The following is a 19,143-nucleotide window of genomic DNA, read 5'->3' on the forward strand; positions in this document are numbered from 1 at the left end:
CCCGCCACCCGGATTAGGCGTATTTCGCTTGGATTTCGTCGGAAATATTCGACGGCACCGGATCATAATGCGAGAATTGCATCGTGAACTGGGCACGCCCCGAAGACATTGAGCGCAACGTGTTGATATAGCCGAACATATTGGCCAGCGGCACGTTACAGTTGATCGCGATGGCATTGCCACGCGGCTCCTGACCAGAGACCTGACCACGGCGCGACGTCAGATCGCCGATAATACCGCCAGTATAGTCTTCCGGCGTGATCACTTCGACTTTCATGATCGGCTCAAGCAGCTTCGCACCGGCCTTTTTCAGACCTTCGCGCATTCCCATGCGGCCAGCAATCTCAAACGCCATGACCGAGCTGTCCACGTCGTGGAACTTGCCGTCAATCAGCGCGACCTTGAAATCAATAACCGGGAAACCCGCCAAAGGACCGGAGTCCATGACCGAGCGGATGCCCTTCTCGACGCCGGGGATGTATTCCTTCGGCACCGAACCACCAACGATACGGCTCTCGAAGGAGAACCCTTCACCAGCTTCTGTTGGCGAGATGATCATCTTCACCTCGGCGAACTGGCCAGACCCACCCGATTGTTTCTTGTGGGTATAGGTGTGCTCGACCTCGTGGCCGATTGTCTCACGATATGCCACCTGCGGCGCGCCGATATTTGCGTCCACTTTGAACTCGCGGCGCAGACGGTCGACGAGAATGTCGAGGTGAAGCTCGCCCATGCCCTTCATGATCGTCTGACCGGATTCCTGGTCGGTTTCCACGCGGAACGACGGATCTTCTGCCGCCAGACGCGCAAGGCCTGTCGACATTTTCTCTTGGTCGCCCTTGGTTTTGGGCTCGACCGCGATCTCGATCACGGGATCGGGGAAGGTCATCGTTTCCAGAACAACCTGGTCCTTCACGTCGCTGAGCGTGTCGCCTGTGGTCGTGTCTTTCAGACCCGCCAAAGCGATAATATCGCCGGCCCAAGCCTCTTCGATCTCTTCGCGGTTGATCGAGTGCATCATCATCATACGACCGATGCGCTCTTTCTTGCCCTTGGTGGTGTTCTGGACGGTATCGCCCTTCTTGATCTTGCCCGAATAGATACGGGTAAAGGTCAGCGACCCCACAAATGGATCGTTCATGATTTTGAACGCAAGACCCGAGAACGGCATGTCATCATCCGCGCGGCGCGGGATGTTACGCTCTTCGGTCTCATCATCGGGGCTAAAGCCCATGTAATCGACCACATCCATCGGGCTGGGCAGGAAATCGACCACAGCGTTCAGCAAGGGCTGCACGCCTTTGTTCTTGAACGCGGAGCCACACAGCACGGGAATGAACGCAATCGCCAGCGTACCCTTGCGGATCAGGCTGCGTAGGGTTTCCTCGTCGGGCTCTTTGCCTTCAAGGTAGGCCTCCATCGCGTCATCGTCCATTTCGACGGCAACTTCGATCATATTGGCGCGCCACTCGTCAGCCAGATCTTTCAGGCTGTCGCGGATCGGGCGCTTTTCCCAGCTCGCGCCGAGGTCTTCACCGGCCCAGACCCACTCTTCCATTGTGATCAGATCGACCATGCCCTCAAGCTCGGTCTCGGACCCGATCGGAATCTGGATCGGGCAAGGGATCGCACCAGTACGGTCTTTGATCATCTTCACGCAGTTAAAGAAATCTGCACCGATCTTGTCCATCTTGTTGACGAACACGATCCGCGGGACTTTATACCGGTCGGCCTGACGCCAAACGGTTTCAGTCTGCGGCTCAACGCCCGCATTGGCGTCCAGCACGGCAACCGCTCCATCGAGAACCGCCAAAGACCGCTCAACCTCAATCGTGAAGTCAACGTGGCCGGGCGTGTCGATGATGTTCATCCGGAATTTGGTGTCGGATGTGCCCTCTGTTGTAGGCTCTTCCTGACGCTGCCAGAACGTGGTGGTTGCGGCGGACGTGATGGTGATCCCGCGCTCCTGCTCCTGCTCCATCCAGTCCATCGTCGCGGCGCCATCATGCACCTCACCAATGTTGTGGGATTTGCCGGTGTAGAACAGAATCCGTTCCGAGCAGGTGGTCTTGCCTGCGTCGATATGGGCCATGATGCCGAAGTTGCGGTAGCGTTCGAGCGGATAATCGCGTGCCATGGGGCTGCTTTCCTCAGATAATCGGTTTTACCAACGGTAATGGCTGAAGGCTTTGTTAGCCTCTGCCATCTTATGTGTGTCTTCGCGCTTTTTCACGGCACTGCCGCGGCTGTTCACGGCGTCAAGAAGCTCGCCTGCGAGGCGCTCTTCCATCGTGTTCTCATTGCGCGAGCGGCTCGCGTTGATGAGCCAGCGGATCGCCAGAGCTTCGCGGCGCTCTGGGCGCACTTCGACGGGCACCTGGTAAGTCGCACCACCGACACGGCGCGAGCGCACCTCAACGGACGGCTTGATCAGGTCGAGCGCCTCGTGGAAGACCTCGATAGGCGCACGCTTCGCTTTGTCCTCAACACGGCCAAGCGCGTTGTAGACGATGCGCTCGGCGGCGGATTTCTTGCCGTCGATCATCAGGTTGTTCATGAATTTGGTCAGCACACGGTCGCCATATTTGGCGTCGGGCAGAACTTCGCGCTTTTCAGCGGCGTGACGGCGGGACATATCTTATTCCTCTTACTTCGGACGCTTCGCGCCGTATTTCGAACGACGCTGTTTGCGATCTTTGACGCCTTGGGTATCCAGAACGCCGCGCAGAATGTGGTAGCGCACACCGGGAAGATCCTTAACACGGCCCCCGCGGATCAGAACAACCGAGTGTTCTTGCAGGTTGTGGCTCTCACCGCCGATATAGCTGATCACTTCGAAACCATTGGTCAGGCGCACTTTGGCAACCTTCCGCATGGCGGAGTTCGGCTTCTTCGGTGTGGTGGTATAAACGCGCGTGCAAACGCCACGTTTTTGTGGGCAGCCCTGAAGGTGCTGCGACTTTTGGGCTCTTACTTTTGGCTGCCGCGGTTTGCGGATCAGCTGCTGGATCGTTGGCATTCCGGTTATTCCCCGTCTCTCAACACATGTGTCTGCATGGGGCGTCCCATGCGGGTTAATCAAATATGCATTACGCGTCCGCAATACACCAAGGGCCGCAACAGCCCCCTCAATCGGGGCGGATGCGGCGGGCTTCCAGAGGATCGGGGATTTAGCGTCCCGGATCTTGACCACTTCAGTTCTGATATCGGCGATAAAGGCTTGGCCCCCATGCCGTGATGGGGCGCGTATATGGGGAGTCGGAATGCTTGTCAACAGGCCCTGCCCGCTTGTCTCGGCGGCCCCACGCTGCCATGGTAGCCCGAGCGCAAAACACATGGCAAGCGAGGCCTGATCGGCAATGTCAGACGGCAAGATGCAGGTGATCGGCCTCGTGCGATTCTCCTACCCCGCCTTGGGCGGCTTTCAGATCGAGCACGAAAGCCCCGAGGCGCGCGCGGCCTTCCTTTACGACCCAGTGCGAATGGAAGAACGCTTTACCACCTTCGCGGGCCTCACATTGCCCCCTTTACGCGCACAGACCGACCCGGACTTCACCCTCGCCATCGTCGTGGGTGACACGATGCCCGAGCCACTGCTGGAACGCCTGTTTGACCTGGTGGAGGACATGCCGCAGGCGGTGATTATCCCCCGCGCGCCGGGCCGCCACCGCCAAGTGATGCGCGAGGCGATCAACCATGTGCGCGATGATACCTCTCCCCTGCCCTCGCTCCAGTTTCGGATGGATGATGACGATGCCGTTTCCGTCCGCTTTGTCGAACGGCTGCGCCATCACGCCACCTCACTGCGCCCGTTTCTCGCGCAAAACCGTTATGTGGGCCTTGATTTCAACCAAGGCCATATCGCACGGATCACCCCGAAGGGCATCCGCGCAAAACCCACGGTCGAGACCCTTTGGACCCCGGGCCTCGGCATGGCCGTGGCGCCCGGTGCCTCGCGCGGGATCATGAATTTCAGCCACGCAAAACTTGGCCGCGTGATGCCCGTTGTGACCCTGCCGGACCCCGATATGTTCATTCGCGGCCATAACGACTTCAACGACAGCCGCCAGAAAGACGGTGTGAAGCCCGTCCGCCTGCCCCCCCTTGATGTAGAGGGCCAGGCCCATTTCATGCAGCATTTCAACATCAGCGCAGATGCCATCCGCGCGCTTTACCGTTAACCCCGAAGGAGCCCCCCCATGCGCGTCATCGGCATCTGCCGCTTCTCCTACCCAGCACTTGGCGGGTTCAAACGGATGCACGACACGGTGGCGGAGCGTGAGGCCTATCTTTACGCGCCTGCCCGCATGGCCTTGCGCTTTGCGCATTTTGAAGCGCTGACCCTGCCCTCCATCGCCGCACAAACGGACCCCGACTTCACCTTTCTGGTGATCATCGGGCAAAATATGCCCAAGCCGTTTCTGGACCGTCTCCATGATATCTGCGCCCCCATCCCACAGATCAAAATCGTCGAATGGGAACCGATGAAACACCGCCTCGCCCTGCAACTGGCCATTCAGGCCGAGCTGGGAGACCCCGCGCCAGAATCACTGCAATTCCGGCTCGATGATGATGATGCGGTGGGGGTGGATTTCATCCAACAGATCCGCCTCATTGCGCGGCGGTCCGAGCGTCTGCGCCGCCGCGAGCCGCGCATGGTGATCGAATTCAACACTGGCTACTCCGCCACGCTGACCAAAGACGGCATTTTGTGCGAGGAGGTGATCAGCGCCTTCTGGGCCTGCGGCCTCGCGGTCTATTTTGCCGCCGGGGACAGACGCACGATCATGAATTACGGCCACCACAAGCTACACCACGAAATGCCCGCCCTCGTGACCCCGCGCCCGCCGATGTATATCCGCGCCAAACATACAGATAACGACAGCGCGGCCAAGTTCGTGCCAAAAGGTCTCGCGCCCATGAATGACGATCAGCGGCGCGTCTTCAAACACCGCTTCAACGTCGAGGAGGACGCCGTGAAAGCGCTATTCGCCGCCCTAGACGCGCCTCGCGGTAAAGGGTAAAGAGCCCACACCCCACCACAATCCCTGCCCCCAGAAGGGTTAGCGGATCCGGCCACTCGCCAAAGGCCAGCCATCCCAGAAGCAACGCCCAAAGGATGGCAGTATAGCGAAACGGCGCGGAAAAGCTGATCTCGCCTACCCGCATCACCATCACCGAAAAGAGATAGCCCACGATCACAAACCCCGAAGCCGCCACGATGAGCCCTGTTTCGCGCGCGGCCAATGGCTCCCACGGCGTACCCAGACTGGCCAACCCGAAGACCACCATCAACACCATCGCGGTCACAAATGTGACCAGCATCGACGGCACCTCCCGGCTAAGACCCCGCGTGGCCAGATCGCGCAGCGTGACGCAACACACAGCCCCCAGCCCGTAAAGCGCATATGGGTTGAACCCTTCCGGCCCCGGTCGCACGATCAGCATCACCCCCGCAAACCCCACAAGGACCGCCACCATCCGCCGCCACCCCACCGGATCGCGCAGAAAAAGCGCCGCCGCCAGCGTCAAGGTGAGCGGCAATGCCTGCAAAATCGCCGTTACATTGGCCAAAGGCATGTTGAAGAGGGCAGTCAAAAAACAATAGGTCGCGCCAAGCTCAGCAAGGGTGCGCAGCGCAATGATCCGCGCATCCCGCCCACCAAGTGCGAAGCGAAACGCCCCCATCCACCAAGCGATTCCGCCCACGGCAATTGATGTGAACAGCCCACGCAAAAACAAAAGCTGATTGAACGGCATGTCGCCTGCCAGCATCTTCATGAACGTATCATTAATGGTGAATGCGGCCATCGAGACCATCATGAAGATCGCAGCTGTGAGATTGTCCGAGCGTGCCATTCGGGCATTAACCCCAGCCCGTGCGCCCGCGTCCAGCGCTAATCCAGCGCCCCATTTTTTCTTGGGCTAGATACCCCCGCCGGAGGCGGCGCAAACGCAAAGGCTTAGCCAGCGAACGCCTGCTCAAGAAACCGGCGCACGTCTTTGTCCTGAACGTCCCTTACGGCTGCAAACTTGAGGTGGCGGCGGAATTTACCCTTGCCTTCAAGCTGCCCTTTTGGGTCCTCAAAGGATGCCCCGTTCGAGAACTCCAGCGAGACATGGTCCTTGTAGATAAAAATCCCACCGACAAATTTGCTGTCGTCTTTAGGGTCAAGCGCCAGAACCTCACCGCCATATTTGGGCACATAGCGCAGGTCCGTCTCCATCCCCGCGATGATGTCTTTCACCGCCAGCACGATGTCGTCCAGTGGGCCGTTCAACATATCCGGTGCTCCTCTGCTGGGCTGCGCCATCCTCGCGGCGGCGCCATGGCGGTCACCATATCACGCGGCACCTTCGAGATGAACCAGAGCCGCCCTCACACGAAAAAAGGCCCCGGTCGACGCCGGGGCCTTTCTCCAAATTTACCGTCAGAGCTTTACTCGTCGCGGCTCTCGGGCGTCTCTACCGGAGTGTTGAACGGATCGGCCGGGGCCGCATCCTCATCAATCACCGGAGCGGCCAGAGCGGCGGCCGCTTCGGCCTCCACACGGCGCGCCTCAATGACCACGTTGTCGCGGCCCGCTGCGATCTTACGCATATCCTGCGTCGCCCCGCCCGTACCCGCCGGGATAAGGCGGCCCACGATGACGTTTTCCTTGAGGCCAACCAGCTTGTCACGCTTGCCCTGCACCGAGGCTTCGGTCAGAACCCGCGTGGTTTCCTGGAAGGACGCCGCCGAGATGAACGACCGTGTCTGCAAGCTCGCCTTGGTGATCCCCAAAAGGATCGGCTCCCCCTGAGCAGGACGCACGCCCTTGGAGAGCGCTTTGGCGTTGGCCGCATCAAACTCGGCCTTGTCCACATGCTCACCCTTCAGAAGGGTTGTCTCACCGCTGTCCTGAATTTCCCACTTCTGGAGCATCTGGCGCACGATAACTTCGATGTGTTTGTCGTTAATCTTCACACCTTGGAGACGGTAGACGTCCTGAACCTCGTCGATCATGTAATCGGCCAGAGCCTCCACACCCATGATGGCGAGAATATCATGCGGCGCAGGGTTGCCGTCCATGATATAATCGCCCTTCTGCACGAAGTCTCCTTCCTGCACCGGAATGTGCTTGCCCTTGGGCACCATGTATTCGACCGTCTCCAGCGTCTCATCTGCTGGTTCAATCGAAATCCGACGCTTGTTCTTATAGTCACGGCCATAGCGGACATAGCCATCGATTTCGGCAATGATTGCATGATCCTTGGGGCGACGTGCCTCAAAGAGTTCGGCCACACGCGGCAGACCGCCGGTGATGTCCTTGGTCTTGGCGCCCTCGCGCGGAATACGTGCCACCACGTCGCCCGCCTTGACGTCATCACCCTCTTCGATGCTCAGAACCGCATCCACCGACATCGGATAGGTCACCGGGTTGCCTGCATCGTTGCGCACAGGCTCGCCATCGCTGCCCACGATGATGATCTCAGGCTTCAGCTCGTTGCCCTTGGGGGCCGCGCGCCAATCCATCACGATCTTCTGGGTCATGCCTGTGGCATCATCCGTCTCGTCGCGCACGGCAACGCCGGTCACGAGGTCGACGAATTTCGCCATCCCGTCACGCTCTGCGATAATGGGAAGCGTGTAGGGGTCCCATTCAAAGAGCTTGTCTCCGCGCGCAACCTTGTCGCCCACTTTGACATGCAGCTTGGTGCCGTAGCCCAGCTTGTGGCTGGCCAGTTCGACATCGCCTTCGCCCATGATCAAGAGCTTCATGTTCCGGCCCATTACCAGCGTCTCGCCCGCGGAATTCTCCAGCGTTTGGTCGCCCTCGAAGGCAATCTTGCCGGATTGGCTCGCCTCAAGGAAGGATTGCTGACCACCTTGAGCAACGCCGCCGATGTGGAACGTCCGCATCGTCAGCTGTGTACCCGGCTCACCAATGGATTGCGCCGCGATGATACCCACCGCCTCGCCGCTGTTGACCATGGTGCCGCGCGCAAGATCACGCCCGTAACACATGGCGCAAACACCATCTTCGGCCTCACAGGTCAGCGGTGAGCGGATGCGCGCAGTCTGGATGCCCGCCTCCTCAATCGCGTCTGCCATCAGCTCGTCAATCAGCTGACCCTTGGCCACGATCACCTCATCGGTGCCCGGCTTGATCAGGTCCTCGGCCGTCACCCGGCCCAGAACCCGCTCGGCCAGCGAGGAGACAACTTCACCATCATTGACGGCCGCCTCTGCGGTGATCGCACGCTCGGTCCCGCAATCATGCTCGCGCACGATGCAGTCTTGTGCCACGTCCACCAGACGGCGGGTCAGGTAGCCTGAGTTTGCCGTTTTCAGAGCAGTATCCGACAGACCCTTCCGGGCGCCGTGGGTCGAGTTGAAGTATTCAAGAACGGTCAGACCTTCCTTGAAGTTCGAGATGATCGGCGTCTCGATGATGTCGCCATTCGGCTTGGCCATCAGGCCACGCATCCCGCCCAGCTGCTTCATCTGCGTAACCGAGCCACGCGCACCGGAGTGGGCCATCATGTAGACCGAGTTTGGCTCCATTTCGACGCCCGCATCATCATGCTTGGAGGCCGAAATCGTATCCATCATCGCCGTGGTGACTTCGTCGTTACACTTGGACCAGGCATCGACAACTTTGTTATATTTCTCACCCTGAGTGATCAGGCCGTCCATATATTGCTGCTCGAAGCCTTTGACTTGATCGCGGGTCTCCCCGACGATGCCCCATTTGTTATCGGGCACCACCATGTCATCCTTGCCGAAGGAAATCCCGGCCTTGAAGGCCTCGCGGAAGCCCATCGTCATGATGTGATCGCAGAAGATGACACTCTCTTTTTGGCCGCAATAGCGGTAGACAGTGTCGATGACCTGCTGCACTTCTTTCTTGCGCAGAAGACGGTTCACAAGGCTGAACGGGGCCTTGGCGTTCTGCGGCAGAAGGCTGCCCAGACGCACGCGGCCCGGTGTGGTCTCAAACCGCACCATCACCTCATTACCTTCGGCATCAATCTGCGGCACGCGGGCTGTGATGGACGCGTGCAGATGCACCTCGCCCGCGTCCAGCGCATGCTGGACCTCATCGATGGACGAAAACGCCATGCCTTCGCCCTTCATGCCTTTACGCTCAAGCGAGGCATAGTAGAGACCCAAGATCATATCCTGCGACGGCACAATAATCGGCGCGCCGTTGGCGGGGCTGAGGACGTTGTTCGTGGACATCATCAGCACGCGCGCTTCAAGCTGTGCTTCCAGCGACAGCGGCACGTGAACAGCCATCTGATCGCCATCAAAGTCAGCGTTGAAGGCCGAGCAGACCAGCGGGTGAAGCTGGATCGCCTTACCTTCGATCAAGATGGGCTCGAACGCCTGAATGCCGAGACGGTGCAGCGTGGGGGCGCGGTTCAGCATCACGGGATGCTCGCGGATCACCTCATCGAGGATATCCCACACTTCGGGCCGCTCTTTTTCCACCAGCTTCTTGGCTTGTTTGACCGTCGAAGACAGCCCCTTGGCCTCCAGACGCGAGTAGATGAACGGCTTGAACAACTCCAGCGCCATCTTCTTCGGCAGGCCGCACTGGTGCAGCTTAAGTTCCGGGCCAGTCACAATGACCGAGCGACCTGAGAAGTCGACCCGCTTGCCCAAAAGGTTCTGGCGGAAGCGACCTTGCTTGCCCTTGAGCATATCCGACAGGGATTTCAGTGGGCGTTTGTTGGCACCCGTGATCACGCGGCCACGACGGCCATTGTCAAACAGCGCATCGACGGATTCCTGCAACATCCGCTTCTCGTTGCGCACGATGATATCGGGCGCGCGCAGCTCGATCAGGCGCTTGAGACGGTTGTTACGGTTGATCACCCGACGATACAGATCGTTGAGGTCGGACGTGGCAAAACGGCCCCCATCGAGCGGCACCAGCGGGCGCAGCTCGGGCGGGATGACCGGAATAACCGTCATCACCATCCACTCAGGACGGTTGCCGGATTCGAGGAAGCTCTCGACCACTTTCAGACGCTTGATGATTTTCTTGGGCTTCAATTCGCCCGTCGCAACGGCCAGATCGGCGCGCAGGTTATCGGCCTCGTTCTCCAGATCAATCTGGGCGAGCATGTCGCGGATGGCTTCCGCGCCGATATTGGCGGTAAACGCATCGGTGCCATAGGCGTCCTGCGCGTCCATGAACTCTTCCTCGGTCAGCATCTGACCATAGGTGAGGTCCGTCAGACCCGGCTCAATCACCACATAGTTCTCGAAATAGAGCACCCGCTCCAGATCGCGCAGCGTCATGTCGAGCATTAGACCGATACGCGATGGCAGGGATTTCAGGAACCAGATATGCGCACAGGGTGCTGCCAGCTCAATGTGGCCCATCCGCTCGCGGCGGACCTTTTGGAGCGTGACTTCCACGCCGCATTTCTCGCAGACAACGCCGCGATACTTCATCCGCTTATATTTACCGCACAGGCATTCATAATCTTTGATCGGGCCAAAGATACGCGCACAAAAGAGGCCATCGCGCTCGGGCTTGAACGTGCGATAGTTGATGGTCTCGGGCTTTTTGATCTCGCCGTAGGACCAGCTCAGGATCCGCTCGGGCGATGCCAGCGACACTTTGATTTCGTCAAACGTCTGTGCTGTCGCGACAGGGTTGAACGGGTTGTTTGTCAGTTCTTGGTTCATCTGGTGACCTTTCGGTTAAGGCGATACGTTGAGGGAGGGGCCCAAACCCGCTCTCGGATCAGGGCCCCGGGAAATTCGGTGAATTCCCCTATTCCTCCCCCTCCGAGTCCAAGAGTTCCATATTGAGGCCCAATCCGCGGACCTCCTTGACCAGCACGTTGAACGATTCCGGCACGCCGGCATCGAAGCTGTCCTCGCCTTTGACGATGCTTTCATACACCTTGGTACGGCCTGCCACGTCATCCGACTTCACAGTCAGCATTTCTTGCAACGTGTAGGCGGCGCCGTAGGCTTCCAGAGCCCAGACCTCCATCTCCCCGAAGCGCTGGCCGCCAAACTGGGCTTTACCACCCAGAGGCTGCTGCGTGACGAGGCTGTAAGGCCCAGTGGAGCGTGCGTGGATCTTGTCATCGACAAGGTGATGCAGCTTGAGCAGATACTTCACCCCGACGGTCACAGGACGCGCAAACTGCTCGCCCGTGCGACCGTCAAACAGGATCGACTGACCCGAAGTGTCAAAACCCGCGCGGCTCAGCGCATCGTTCACATCCGCCTCTTTGGCACCATCAAAGACCGGCGTGGCAATCGGCACACCGGTCGTGACATTGCCTGCGGCCTCGACCAGTTGATCCTCGCCCATGCCTTCAATGCCTTCTTCGTAGACATCATCACCATAAGCCAGACGCATCGCCTCGCGCACAGGGGTCAGATCGCCGGAGCGGCGATAGTCCTGAAGCGCTTCGTCAATCTTGATGCCAAAGCTGCGCGCGGCCCAACCCATATGGGTCTCAAGGATCTGACCCACGTTCATCCGGCTGGGAACGCCCAGAGGGTTGAGGCAGAAATCAACCGGCGTGCCATCCGCGAGGAACGGCATGTCCTCCATCGGCACCACTTTGGAAATCACACCCTTGTTGCCGTGACGACCGGCCATCTTGTCACCGGGCTGAAGCTTACGCTTCACCGCGATGAACACTTTGACCATCTTCATCACGCCGGGGGGCAGATCATCGCCGCGGCGAACCTTCTCGACCTTATCCTCGAACCGTGCGTCCAAAGCGCGTTTCTGCGCCTCATACTGCGCGTTGAGGGCTTCCATGATCTGCGCGTCCGCCTCTTCCTTCAGCGCAAGCTGCCACCACTGACCCTTGGTCAGCGTGCCAAGCAGCTCTTCGGTGATCTCGGAGTTGGATTTGACACCTTTGGGGCCTTTGACGGCAGTTTTGCCGAGGATCATCGTGCCGAGACGCGCGTAGATGTTGCGGTCCAGAATGGCCATCTCATCGTCACGGTCGCGGGCCAGACGCTCAACCTCTTCACGCTCGATCTGAAGCGCGCGTTCGTCTTTTTCCACGCCGTGGCGGTTAAAGACGCGCACTTCGACCACAGTGCCGAAGTCACCGGGCTTCACGCGCAGCGACGTGTCGCGCACATCCGAGGCTTTCTCACCAAAGATCGCACGGAGAAGTTTCTCCTCCGGCGTCATTGGGCTTTCGCCCTTCGGTGTGATCTTGCCGACCAGAATATCGCCCGGCTCCACGTCCGCGCCGATATAGACGATGCCCGCCTCGTCGAGGTTGCGCAGGGCTTCCTCGCCGACATTGGGGATATCGCGGGTGATCTCTTCTGGGCCAAGCTTGGTGTCGCGGGCGGCCACTTCGAATTCCTCGATATGCACGGAGGTGAACACATCATCGCGCGACATACGCTCGGAAATGAGGATCGAATCCTCAAAGTTGTATCCGTTCCACGGCATGAACGCGACGACCACGTTCCGGCCAACGGCCAGCTCGCCCATGTCGGTCGCGGGACCATCGGCGATGACCTCGCCCTTGCCCACGGTATCGCCCACCTTCACCAAAGGACGCTGGTTGATACAGCTGTTCTGGTTGGAGCGTTGGAACTTGCGCAAGCGGTAGATATCGACGCCGGGATCACCCGGCTCCATGTCTTCCGTGGCGCGCACAACGATACGCTGAGCATCGACTTGGTCGATGATGCCTGCGCGTTTCGCCATGATCGCTGCACCGGAATCACGGGCCACAACGCCCTCGATGCCCGTCCCGACCAGCGGCGCTTCGGCCTGCAAGAGCGGCAGAGCCTGACGCATCATGTTCGAGCCCATCAAGGCGCGGTTCGCATCGTCATTCTCAAGGAACGGGATGAGAGAGGCCGCAACCGAGACCAGCTGCTTGGGGCTGACGTCGATCAGGTCCACAGCATCGCTGGGCGCGAGCATGTAATCACCCGACTGGCGCGTGCTGACCAGATCGTTCTCAAACCGGCCATCTGCGTCAAGCTTTGCGTTGGCCTGAGCAACCGTGTGGCGCATTTCCTCAGTCGCAGACATGTATTGCACTTCGTCCGTGACCTTGCGGTCCACAACCTTGCGATAGGGCGTCTCGATGAAGCCATATTTGTTCACCCGCGCGAATGTCGCGAGCGAGTTGATAAGACCAATATTCGGCCCCTCGGGCGTTTCAATCGGGCACATGCGACCGTAGTGGGTTGGGTGCACATCGCGCACCTCAAAGCCCGCACGCTCGCGTGTCAGACCCCCTGGCCCAAGCGCGGAGAGGCGGCGCTTATGCGTCACTTCCGAGAGCGGGTTGGTCTGGTCCATGAACTGCGACAGCTGGCTTGAGCCAAAGAACTCACGCACGGCGGCGGCGGCTGGTTTCGCATTGATCAGATCCTGAGGCATAACGGTGTCGATCTCGACACTCGACATACGCTCCTTGATCGCGCGCTCCATCCGCAGGAGGCCCACACGATACTGGTTCTCCATCAATTCCCCAACCGAGCGAACGCGGCGGTTTCCGAGGTGGTCGATATCGTCGATATCGCCCTTGCCATCGCGCAGCTCAACCAGCGCCTTGATGCAGGCCACGATATCATCGCGGTCCAGCGTGCGCTGCGTGTCAGGCTTCTCAAGCGCCAGACGCATGTTCATCTTCACACGGCCCACGGCGCTCAGGTCATAGCGTTCGCTGTCAAAGAAAAGCGTATCAAAGAGGTTTGACGCGGCCTCTTCCGTGGGCGGCTCGCCGGGGCGCATCACGCGGTAGATATCCATGAGCGCGGTGGAGCGGTTCATGTTCTTGTCCGCCGCCATCGTGTTGCGCATGTAGGGGCCGACATTGATATTGTCGATGTCGAGCACCGGGATCGTGGTGATTCCTGCGTCCAGAAGCTCTTTCAGGGAGCCGCCGGTCACTTCGCCCGCCTTGTCATATTCAAGCGTCAGCTCATCACCCGCCTCGACATAAATCGCGCCGGTCTCTTCGTTGATGATGTCGCGCGCGACGAACTTGCCCAAGATATGCTCGTATGGGACGAGCAGCTCGGTCACGTTGCCTTCGTCGATCAGTTTCTTGACCGCGCGAGGCGTGACTTTCTTGCCCGACTCAGCGATCACTTCGCCGGTTTTCGCATCCACCAGATCATAGGTGGGGCGCGTGCCACGGGCACGTTCGGGGAAGAACTTGGTGACCCAGCCCTTGTTCTTCTTCAGCTTGAAATCAACCGTGTCGTAATACGCATTCATGATGTCCTCTTGGTCGAGGCCAAGCGAATAGAGAAGCGTTGTCACGGGCAGTTTGCGGCGGCGGTCGATGCGCGCAAACACGATGTCCTTCGCGTCAAATTCAAAGTCGAGCCAGCTGCCGCGATAGGGAATAATGCGGCAGGCAAAGAGAAGCTTGCCCGAGGAGTGGGTCTTGCCCTTGTCATGGTCAAAGAACACGCCGGGAGAGCGGTGCATCTGAGACACGATCACACGCTCAGTGCCGTTGACAACAAAGGTGCCGTTGGGCGTCATAAGGGGCATATCGCCCATGAAGACGTCCTGCTCCTTGATGTCCTTGACTGACTTGGCACCAGTATCCTCGTCGATATCGAACACGATCAGACGCAAGGTGACCTTCAGCGGTGCGGCATAGGTCATGTCGCGCTGCATGCACTCTTCAACGTCGTATTTCGGCTTCTCCAGCTCATAGCTGACGAATTCGATCACGCTCGTCTCGTTGAAATCCGAGATCGGGAACACCGACTGGAAGACACCTTTGATGCCTTCACCATCCAACGGAACAGGGCTATCGCCCGAGTTCAGAAAGAGGTCATAGGAGGATTTCTGAACCTCGATAAGGTTCGGCATTTCGAGGACTTCGCGGATTTTTCCGAAGTACTTACGCAAACGCTTTTGGCCAAGGTAGGTCTGAGCCATGTGTATAAACACCTTTCAATTTCTCACCGGTCGCACGCACTGTTGGGCACCAGCCGCGCGGCCATTTGAGACAGCGGGTTCCGGGTCAATTCATGGCCTCTGTCCCACCAGAAGCCTCCCGATCCGGAACCTCGCCTGAGAGAAACCCGGCCCGCAAATCGTGCAGGGCCTCTCTGAGACAGGTTCGGCTGGGGGCGGATGACCCGTCCCCAGCCTGCGTTTACATAGTGCGTCCGGCGCTTTTACAAACACCGGGCTGTTTTCCAAAGGATGGAAAACGCGCAGATCGCACCGCTCTTACTTGATTTCGACTTCGGCGCCAGCTGCTTCCAGCTTGCCCTTCAGGTCTTCGGCTTCGTCCTTGGAGACTTGCTCCTTGACGGCTTTGCCACCGGCTTCGACCAGGTCCTTGGCTTCTTTGAGGCCCAGACCAGTGATCGCGCGGACTTCCTTGATCACGTTGATCTTGGAGGCGCCTGCCGATTTCAGGATAACGTCGAATTCGCTCTGCTCTTCGCCAGCGTCGCCGCCGCCGTCGCCCGCAGGGCCCGCCATCATCACAGCGCCGCCTGCGGCGGGCTCGATGCCATACTCGTCTTTGAGGATGGTTTTCAGTTCTTGTGCTTCGAGAAGCGTCAGACCGACGATCTCTTCTGCCAGTTTTTTCAGATCAGCCATTTTATCATGCTTTCCGTTTTAAGATGGGTTCCAACGACGAAGGCTCACGCCCCCGCCGGAATGTCAGATGCGTTATGCCGCTTCGGCCTTCTCTTCGATGGTCGAAAGGATGCTCGCGATGTTCGAAGCAGGTGCGCCAATTGCACCGGCAATGTTCGAAGCAGGTGCGCCGAGACAACCCACGATGGAAGCAATAAGCTCCTCGCGCGAAGGCATTTTCGACACAGCTTCGACACCAGCCCGGTCCAGAGCGCTCTCACCCATTGCCCCGCCAAGGATCTCATATTTTTTGTTAACCTTGGCGAAATCCTCGGACACTTTGGCGGCTGCCACAGGGTCTTCAGAATAGGTCAGAACGGTCATGCCCGTGAGGTATTCAGCGATGCTTGCACATGGCTTGCCCTCAAGAGCAATCTTAGCGAGCCTGTTTTTGGCAACACGAACCGAGGCATCGGCCGCACGTGCGCGCGCCCGAAGATCCTGCATTTCCGCAACTGTAATCCCGGCATAGTGGGCAACCACTACGACGCCAGAGCTTTCGAAGATTTGGCCGAGTTCGTCGACCAATTTCTCTTTCTGGGCTCTATCCACAGTTTCACTCCAAATTTCGGGGGAGAATTCCCCCAGCTCGATGACACCGGGCAAGGTGCCCGGCTTTTAGTCCTGTAAACGGGGCTATATCAAAGCATCCAAAGCATGCGCTCCGGCTGATCTCGTCAACTCCCGCCTCGGGCAGGGAATTAAGGGTTTGCACCCACCCACCGTCTTGGACGAAACGCGAAAGAGGCATGAGACGAATCTCATACCACCTGCGCTGCGTAGCCTCTAGAGGGTTTATCCCGCGATGCCAAGCCCTCGTGCGAAATTGAGTATTGGTCAGGCAGCCGTCGCCGCCCCGATCGCGCCAGGTGGGGAAACACCGGCAGCGAGGACCAGCTTTTTGATCTCGGTTGTGGATATATTTTCCGTGCGCGGCAGATAGACCACCCGGCAGAGATCCGACAGGTCATCGAATTTGCCCGTCCAATCGCTGCCCATGGCAAAAATATCAGCACTGAACCTCTGCACGTCGCCGCGCTTTTGGTCCCACCTCTCCTCCGGAAAAACCTCGTCAACATAGCGGCACGCGGCGAGGATTTCGGCACGCGCCTCGAATGGCATGATGCAAGTCTTGCCCTTGGTCGCGTTAAACGCATCAGTGGAACAGCCTACAATCAAGCGGTTACCAAGCTTGGCCAGACGCGCAAGCAGACGCACATGGCCAGAGTGAAACAGATCAAAGGTACCATAGGTTAAAACAGTTGCGCGCTTGCGTCTCATGCTCAAATCTCCGCCATGCCGGATGCGCGCAAAAAGCGGGCAAACTGGCGTTTCTTCTGCTTCCAGGGGAAATGGAAATAAGGGTTCGGATCGCGCCAGTCATGGCCGTAATTCACCGCCAGCATCTTCTCGGGCGCAGCCGGGATGGGCAGGTTCGAATGTGGGCAGAGGGCCAAGGGAAACACATCTTCAACGCTCAGCTCACCATAGGTGTGCGGATACACATAAACGCGACCCTGATAGGTCCACGCCGGGAACACGTCAACGGACACACCGGCCCCGGTCTTAAGCTGCACCTGCGCCATCGGCTTTGCATCACTCAGATCAAGCAAACCCGCCTCCTGCATCTGCATCCGCAAGACACGCCACATGCGCCCAGCCTCACGCTCTGTGCGCGCGTTGAGCATGATCGCCAGATCCACGTCATCATCGTGATCAATCAGCTTACCGTCGCGCACCACTCCCAAAAGGGTGCCCGAATTGAGAAATACCTCTCCCCCCAATGCATCCAGCGCCCGAACTGCGGCAATCACTTCGTCCCAGACAAGGCTGTGGTCGCGCGCATCAAACGTGTCGGGCAGGAAATCATGACCCAGAAGCGTCTGCGCCCCAGCGGCACGTTTGAGACGCGCTTCAAACGCGTCAAACATCTCCCGCTCACCGGCGGCAATGCGCAGCTTTCGCAAGGAGTTCATGAAAATGCGCGTGCGAGCAGGGCGGATACGACCCACAAACTGAAGCATAATCCGCGCCTCAAGCTCGGTCAGACTGCGCGGCGTCTCGGCCAAGGCATCCAGTTGTTTCATATATTCAAACGGGCTGAAATCCGCGTCTGCGGACTCCAGTTGAGCCGCCGCAATCGCATGAATATCTGCCACCCTCGGCCCTGTGGGCCGAGTCTCAGATAGGACATCCTGCATTTTCACTGCCTCAAGATCTGTCATTCGACATTATCATTGAGGAGTAGGTTGCCCGCGTAGGCCGTCATTGTGCAAGAATTACTTAACCAAAGCCATGCCACGCGCAAAAACGGTGCGGCAAAAAAGAAACAGGCCCCCCAAAGGGAGGCCTGCTCAAATACCGCGAGGTTTTGGGTGCATCTTACTCGCTGACGGCCTCGCCAACGCTGATCGTGACGCCCGGACCCATCGTCGAGGTCAGCGAAATTCGCTTCATATAGGCCCCTTTGGACCCGGCAGGCTTGGCCTTGGCCACAGCCGTGATGAAGGCGCGCACATTCTCGACAAGCTGCGCTTCCCCGAAGGAGGCCTTGCCGACACCGGCGTGAACCACACCGGCCTTCTCGGCCTTGAACTGCACTTCGCCGCCCTTTGCCGCTTTCACTGCATCGGCCACATCCATGGTCACCGTGCCCACTTTGGGGTTCGGCATCAGGTTGCGTGGGCCAAGCACTTTGCCCAAACGGCCCACAACGGGCATCATGTCAGGCGTCGCGATGCAGCGATCAAAATCGATCTTGCCGCCTTGGACGATTTCCATCAGGTCCTCGGCCCCAACAATGTCCGCGCCAGCCGCTTCGGCTTCTTCAGCCTTCGCGCCACGGGCAAACACGGCGACGCGCATTGTCTTACCGGTACCGTGGGGTAGACCGATCACACCGCGGACCATCTGGTCTGCGTGGCGTGGATCGACGCCCAGATTGACAGCCACTTCGATAGTCTCGTCGAACTTCGCCTTGGCGTTGTTCTTGACCAGTGCCACAGCCTCTTCAACCGACAGATTGCTCTTGCCGTCGAATGCTTCACGCGCCGAACGCGCCCGTTTTCCAAGTTTTGCCATCTTACTTCACCTCGATGCCCATGGAGCGCGCGCTGCCGACAATGATTTTCATCGCAGCTTCGACGTCGTTTGCGTTCAGGTCTTTCCACTTCGCTTCGGCGATTTCACGCACCTGCTTCACAGAGACCGAGCCTGCCACATCGCGGCCTGGCGTCTTGGAGCCGGATTTCAGCTTGGCTGCCTTCTTGATGTAATAGGACGCAGGTGGCGTCTTGATTTCCATCTCGAAGGATTTGTCCTGATAATATGTGATCACGGTCGGGCAAGGGGCACCTTGCTCCATGTCCTGCGTCTTGGCGTTGAACGCCTTGCAGAATTCCATGATATTGATGCCGCGCTGACCCAGCGCCGGGCCTACGGGCGGCGAGGGGTTTGCCTGTCCGGCGGGCACTTGCAATTTCATGCTGCCGACGAGTTTCTTGGCCATTGGCCT

15 protein-coding genes are annotated in these 19,143 nt (G+C 58.8%); 2 read left to right on the plus strand and 13 right to left on the minus strand.

The genetic code is table 11. From position 1 onward, the window contains the following. Positions 1-13 precede the first annotated feature (13 nt). The 3 genes from fusA to rpsL are packed head-to-tail and all read right to left on the minus strand — an operon-like array spanning position 14 to position 3,019. Entirely contained in the window at positions 14-2,137 is a 2,124-nt protein-coding gene (gene fusA / locus KUD11_RS01100) for an elongation factor G (RefSeq protein ID WP_109387360.1), read from the minus strand. 27 nt (positions 2,138-2,164) lie between these two features. Further along, positions 2,165-2,635 (minus strand): 30S ribosomal protein S7, encoded by a 471-nt coding sequence (gene rpsG / locus KUD11_RS01105; protein ID WP_109387358.1) that lies wholly within the window; start codon positions 2,633-2,635, stop codon positions 2,165-2,167. Positions 2,636-2,647: 12 nt separating this feature from the next. After that, the gene (gene rpsL / locus KUD11_RS01110; protein WP_109387356.1) at positions 2,648-3,019 is read right to left on the minus strand and encodes a 30S ribosomal protein S12; all 372 of its coding nucleotides are present in this window, start codon (positions 3,017-3,019) and stop codon (positions 2,648-2,650) included. 340 nt (positions 3,020-3,359) lie between these two features. Between rpsL and KUD11_RS01115 the strand changes: the two genes are divergently transcribed. Continuing rightward, on the plus strand, positions 3,360-4,181 hold the full coding sequence (locus tag KUD11_RS01115) for a putative rhamnosyl transferase (RefSeq protein WP_109387354.1): 822 nt from the start codon (positions 3,360-3,362) through the stop codon (positions 4,179-4,181). An 18-nt stretch (positions 4,182-4,199) separates the two neighbouring features. After that, the gene (locus tag KUD11_RS01120; RefSeq protein WP_109387352.1) at positions 4,200-5,024 is read left to right on the plus strand and encodes a putative rhamnosyl transferase; all 825 of its coding nucleotides are present in this window, start codon (positions 4,200-4,202) and stop codon (positions 5,022-5,024) included. Here the strand turns inward: KUD11_RS01120 and KUD11_RS01125 are convergent. The 10 genes from KUD11_RS01125 to rplK form a co-directional block, all read right to left on the minus strand. After that, a complete protein-coding gene (locus KUD11_RS01125) occupies positions 4,957-5,859 on the minus strand; it encodes a DMT family transporter (protein WP_109387350.1) in 903 nt (300 codons plus the stop codon). The two genes, KUD11_RS01120 and KUD11_RS01125, sit on opposite strands and share 68 nt — an antisense overlap. A gap of 104 nt (positions 5,860-5,963) precedes the next feature. Continuing rightward, entirely contained in the window at positions 5,964-6,284 is a 321-nt protein-coding gene (locus tag KUD11_RS01130) for a DUF1801 domain-containing protein (RefSeq protein ID WP_219930181.1), read from the minus strand. A 155-nt stretch (positions 6,285-6,439) separates the two neighbouring features. Beyond that, on the minus strand, positions 6,440-10,687 hold the full coding sequence (gene rpoC / locus KUD11_RS01135; protein WP_109387346.1) for a DNA-directed RNA polymerase subunit beta': 4,248 nt from the start codon (positions 10,685-10,687) through the stop codon (positions 6,440-6,442). 88 nt (positions 10,688-10,775) lie between these two features. After that, positions 10,776-14,912: a DNA-directed RNA polymerase subunit beta gene (rpoB, locus tag KUD11_RS01140; RefSeq protein WP_109387344.1), complete on the minus strand. Its 4,137-nt coding sequence runs from the start codon at positions 14,910-14,912 to the stop codon at positions 10,776-10,778. 297 nt (positions 14,913-15,209) lie between these two features. Then, on the minus strand, positions 15,210-15,590 hold the full coding sequence (rplL, locus tag KUD11_RS01145) for a 50S ribosomal protein L7/L12 (RefSeq protein WP_109387342.1): 381 nt from the start codon (positions 15,588-15,590) through the stop codon (positions 15,210-15,212). A 72-nt stretch (positions 15,591-15,662) separates the two neighbouring features. After that, positions 15,663-16,181 (minus strand): 50S ribosomal protein L10, encoded by a 519-nt coding sequence (gene rplJ, locus KUD11_RS01150; protein ID WP_109387340.1) that lies wholly within the window; start codon positions 16,179-16,181, stop codon positions 15,663-15,665. A gap of 285 nt (positions 16,182-16,466) precedes the next feature. Next, on the minus strand, positions 16,467-16,910 hold the full coding sequence (locus tag KUD11_RS01155) for an adenylyltransferase/cytidyltransferase family protein (RefSeq protein ID WP_109387338.1): 444 nt from the start codon (positions 16,908-16,910) through the stop codon (positions 16,467-16,469). A gap of 2 nt (positions 16,911-16,912) precedes the next feature. Beyond that, positions 16,913-17,854 carry a LicD family protein gene (locus KUD11_RS01160; protein WP_109387336.1) on the minus strand — a complete coding sequence of 314 codons (942 nt, stop codon included), beginning with the start codon at positions 17,852-17,854 and terminating at the stop codon, positions 16,913-16,915. A 157-nt stretch (positions 17,855-18,011) separates the two neighbouring features. Then, the gene (gene rplA / locus KUD11_RS01165) at positions 18,012-18,710 is read right to left on the minus strand and encodes a 50S ribosomal protein L1 (RefSeq protein WP_109387334.1); all 699 of its coding nucleotides are present in this window, start codon (positions 18,708-18,710) and stop codon (positions 18,012-18,014) included. A gap of 1 nt (position 18,711) precedes the next feature. Further along, the gene (rplK, locus tag KUD11_RS01170; protein ID WP_109387332.1) at positions 18,712-19,137 is read right to left on the minus strand and encodes a 50S ribosomal protein L11; all 426 of its coding nucleotides are present in this window, start codon (positions 19,135-19,137) and stop codon (positions 18,712-18,714) included. Between the last annotated feature and the right edge of the window lie 6 nt (positions 19,138-19,143).

Source organism: Roseovarius carneus, assembly GCF_020141465.1.
Classification (GTDB): domain Bacteria; phylum Pseudomonadota; class Alphaproteobacteria; order Rhodobacterales; family Rhodobacteraceae; genus Roseovarius; species Roseovarius carneus.

Excerpts from the sequence above, each read along its gene's own strand:
- KUD11_RS01120 (WP_109387352.1), top strand. The coding sequence starts at position 4,200 with ATGCGCGTCATCGGCATCTGCCGCTTCTCCTACCCAGCACTTGGCGGG.
- rpoC (WP_109387346.1), bottom strand. The coding sequence starts at position 10,687 with ATGAACCAAGAACTGACAAACAACCCGTTCAACCCTGTCGCGACAGCA.
- KUD11_RS01160 (WP_109387336.1), bottom strand. The coding sequence starts at position 17,854 with ATGACAGATCTTGAGGCAGTGAAAATGCAGGATGTCCTATCTGAGACT.
- KUD11_RS01115 (WP_109387354.1), top strand. The coding sequence starts at position 3,360 with ATGTCAGACGGCAAGATGCAGGTGATCGGCCTCGTGCGATTCTCCTAC.
- rplK (WP_109387332.1), bottom strand. The coding sequence starts at position 19,137 with ATGGCCAAGAAACTCGTCGGCAGCATGAAATTGCAAGTGCCCGCCGGA.
- rplL (WP_109387342.1), bottom strand. The coding sequence starts at position 15,590 with ATGGCTGATCTGAAAAAACTGGCAGAAGAGATCGTCGGTCTGACGCTT.
- fusA (WP_109387360.1), bottom strand. The coding sequence starts at position 2,137 with ATGGCACGCGATTATCCGCTCGAACGCTACCGCAACTTCGGCATCATG.
- KUD11_RS01125 (WP_109387350.1), bottom strand. The coding sequence starts at position 5,859 with ATGGCACGCTCGGACAATCTCACAGCTGCGATCTTCATGATGGTCTCG.
- KUD11_RS01155 (WP_109387338.1), bottom strand. The coding sequence starts at position 16,910 with ATGAGACGCAAGCGCGCAACTGTTTTAACCTATGGTACCTTTGATCTG.
- KUD11_RS01130 (WP_219930181.1), bottom strand. The coding sequence starts at position 6,284 with ATGTTGAACGGCCCACTGGACGACATCGTGCTGGCGGTGAAAGACATC.
- rpoB (WP_109387344.1), bottom strand. The coding sequence starts at position 14,912 with ATGGCTCAGACCTACCTTGGCCAAAAGCGTTTGCGTAAGTACTTCGGA.
- rpsG (WP_109387358.1), bottom strand. The coding sequence starts at position 2,635 with ATGTCCCGCCGTCACGCCGCTGAAAAGCGCGAAGTTCTGCCCGACGCC.
- rpsL (WP_109387356.1), bottom strand. The coding sequence starts at position 3,019 with ATGCCAACGATCCAGCAGCTGATCCGCAAACCGCGGCAGCCAAAAGTA.
- rplA (WP_109387334.1), bottom strand. The coding sequence starts at position 18,710 with ATGGCAAAACTTGGAAAACGGGCGCGTTCGGCGCGTGAAGCATTCGAC.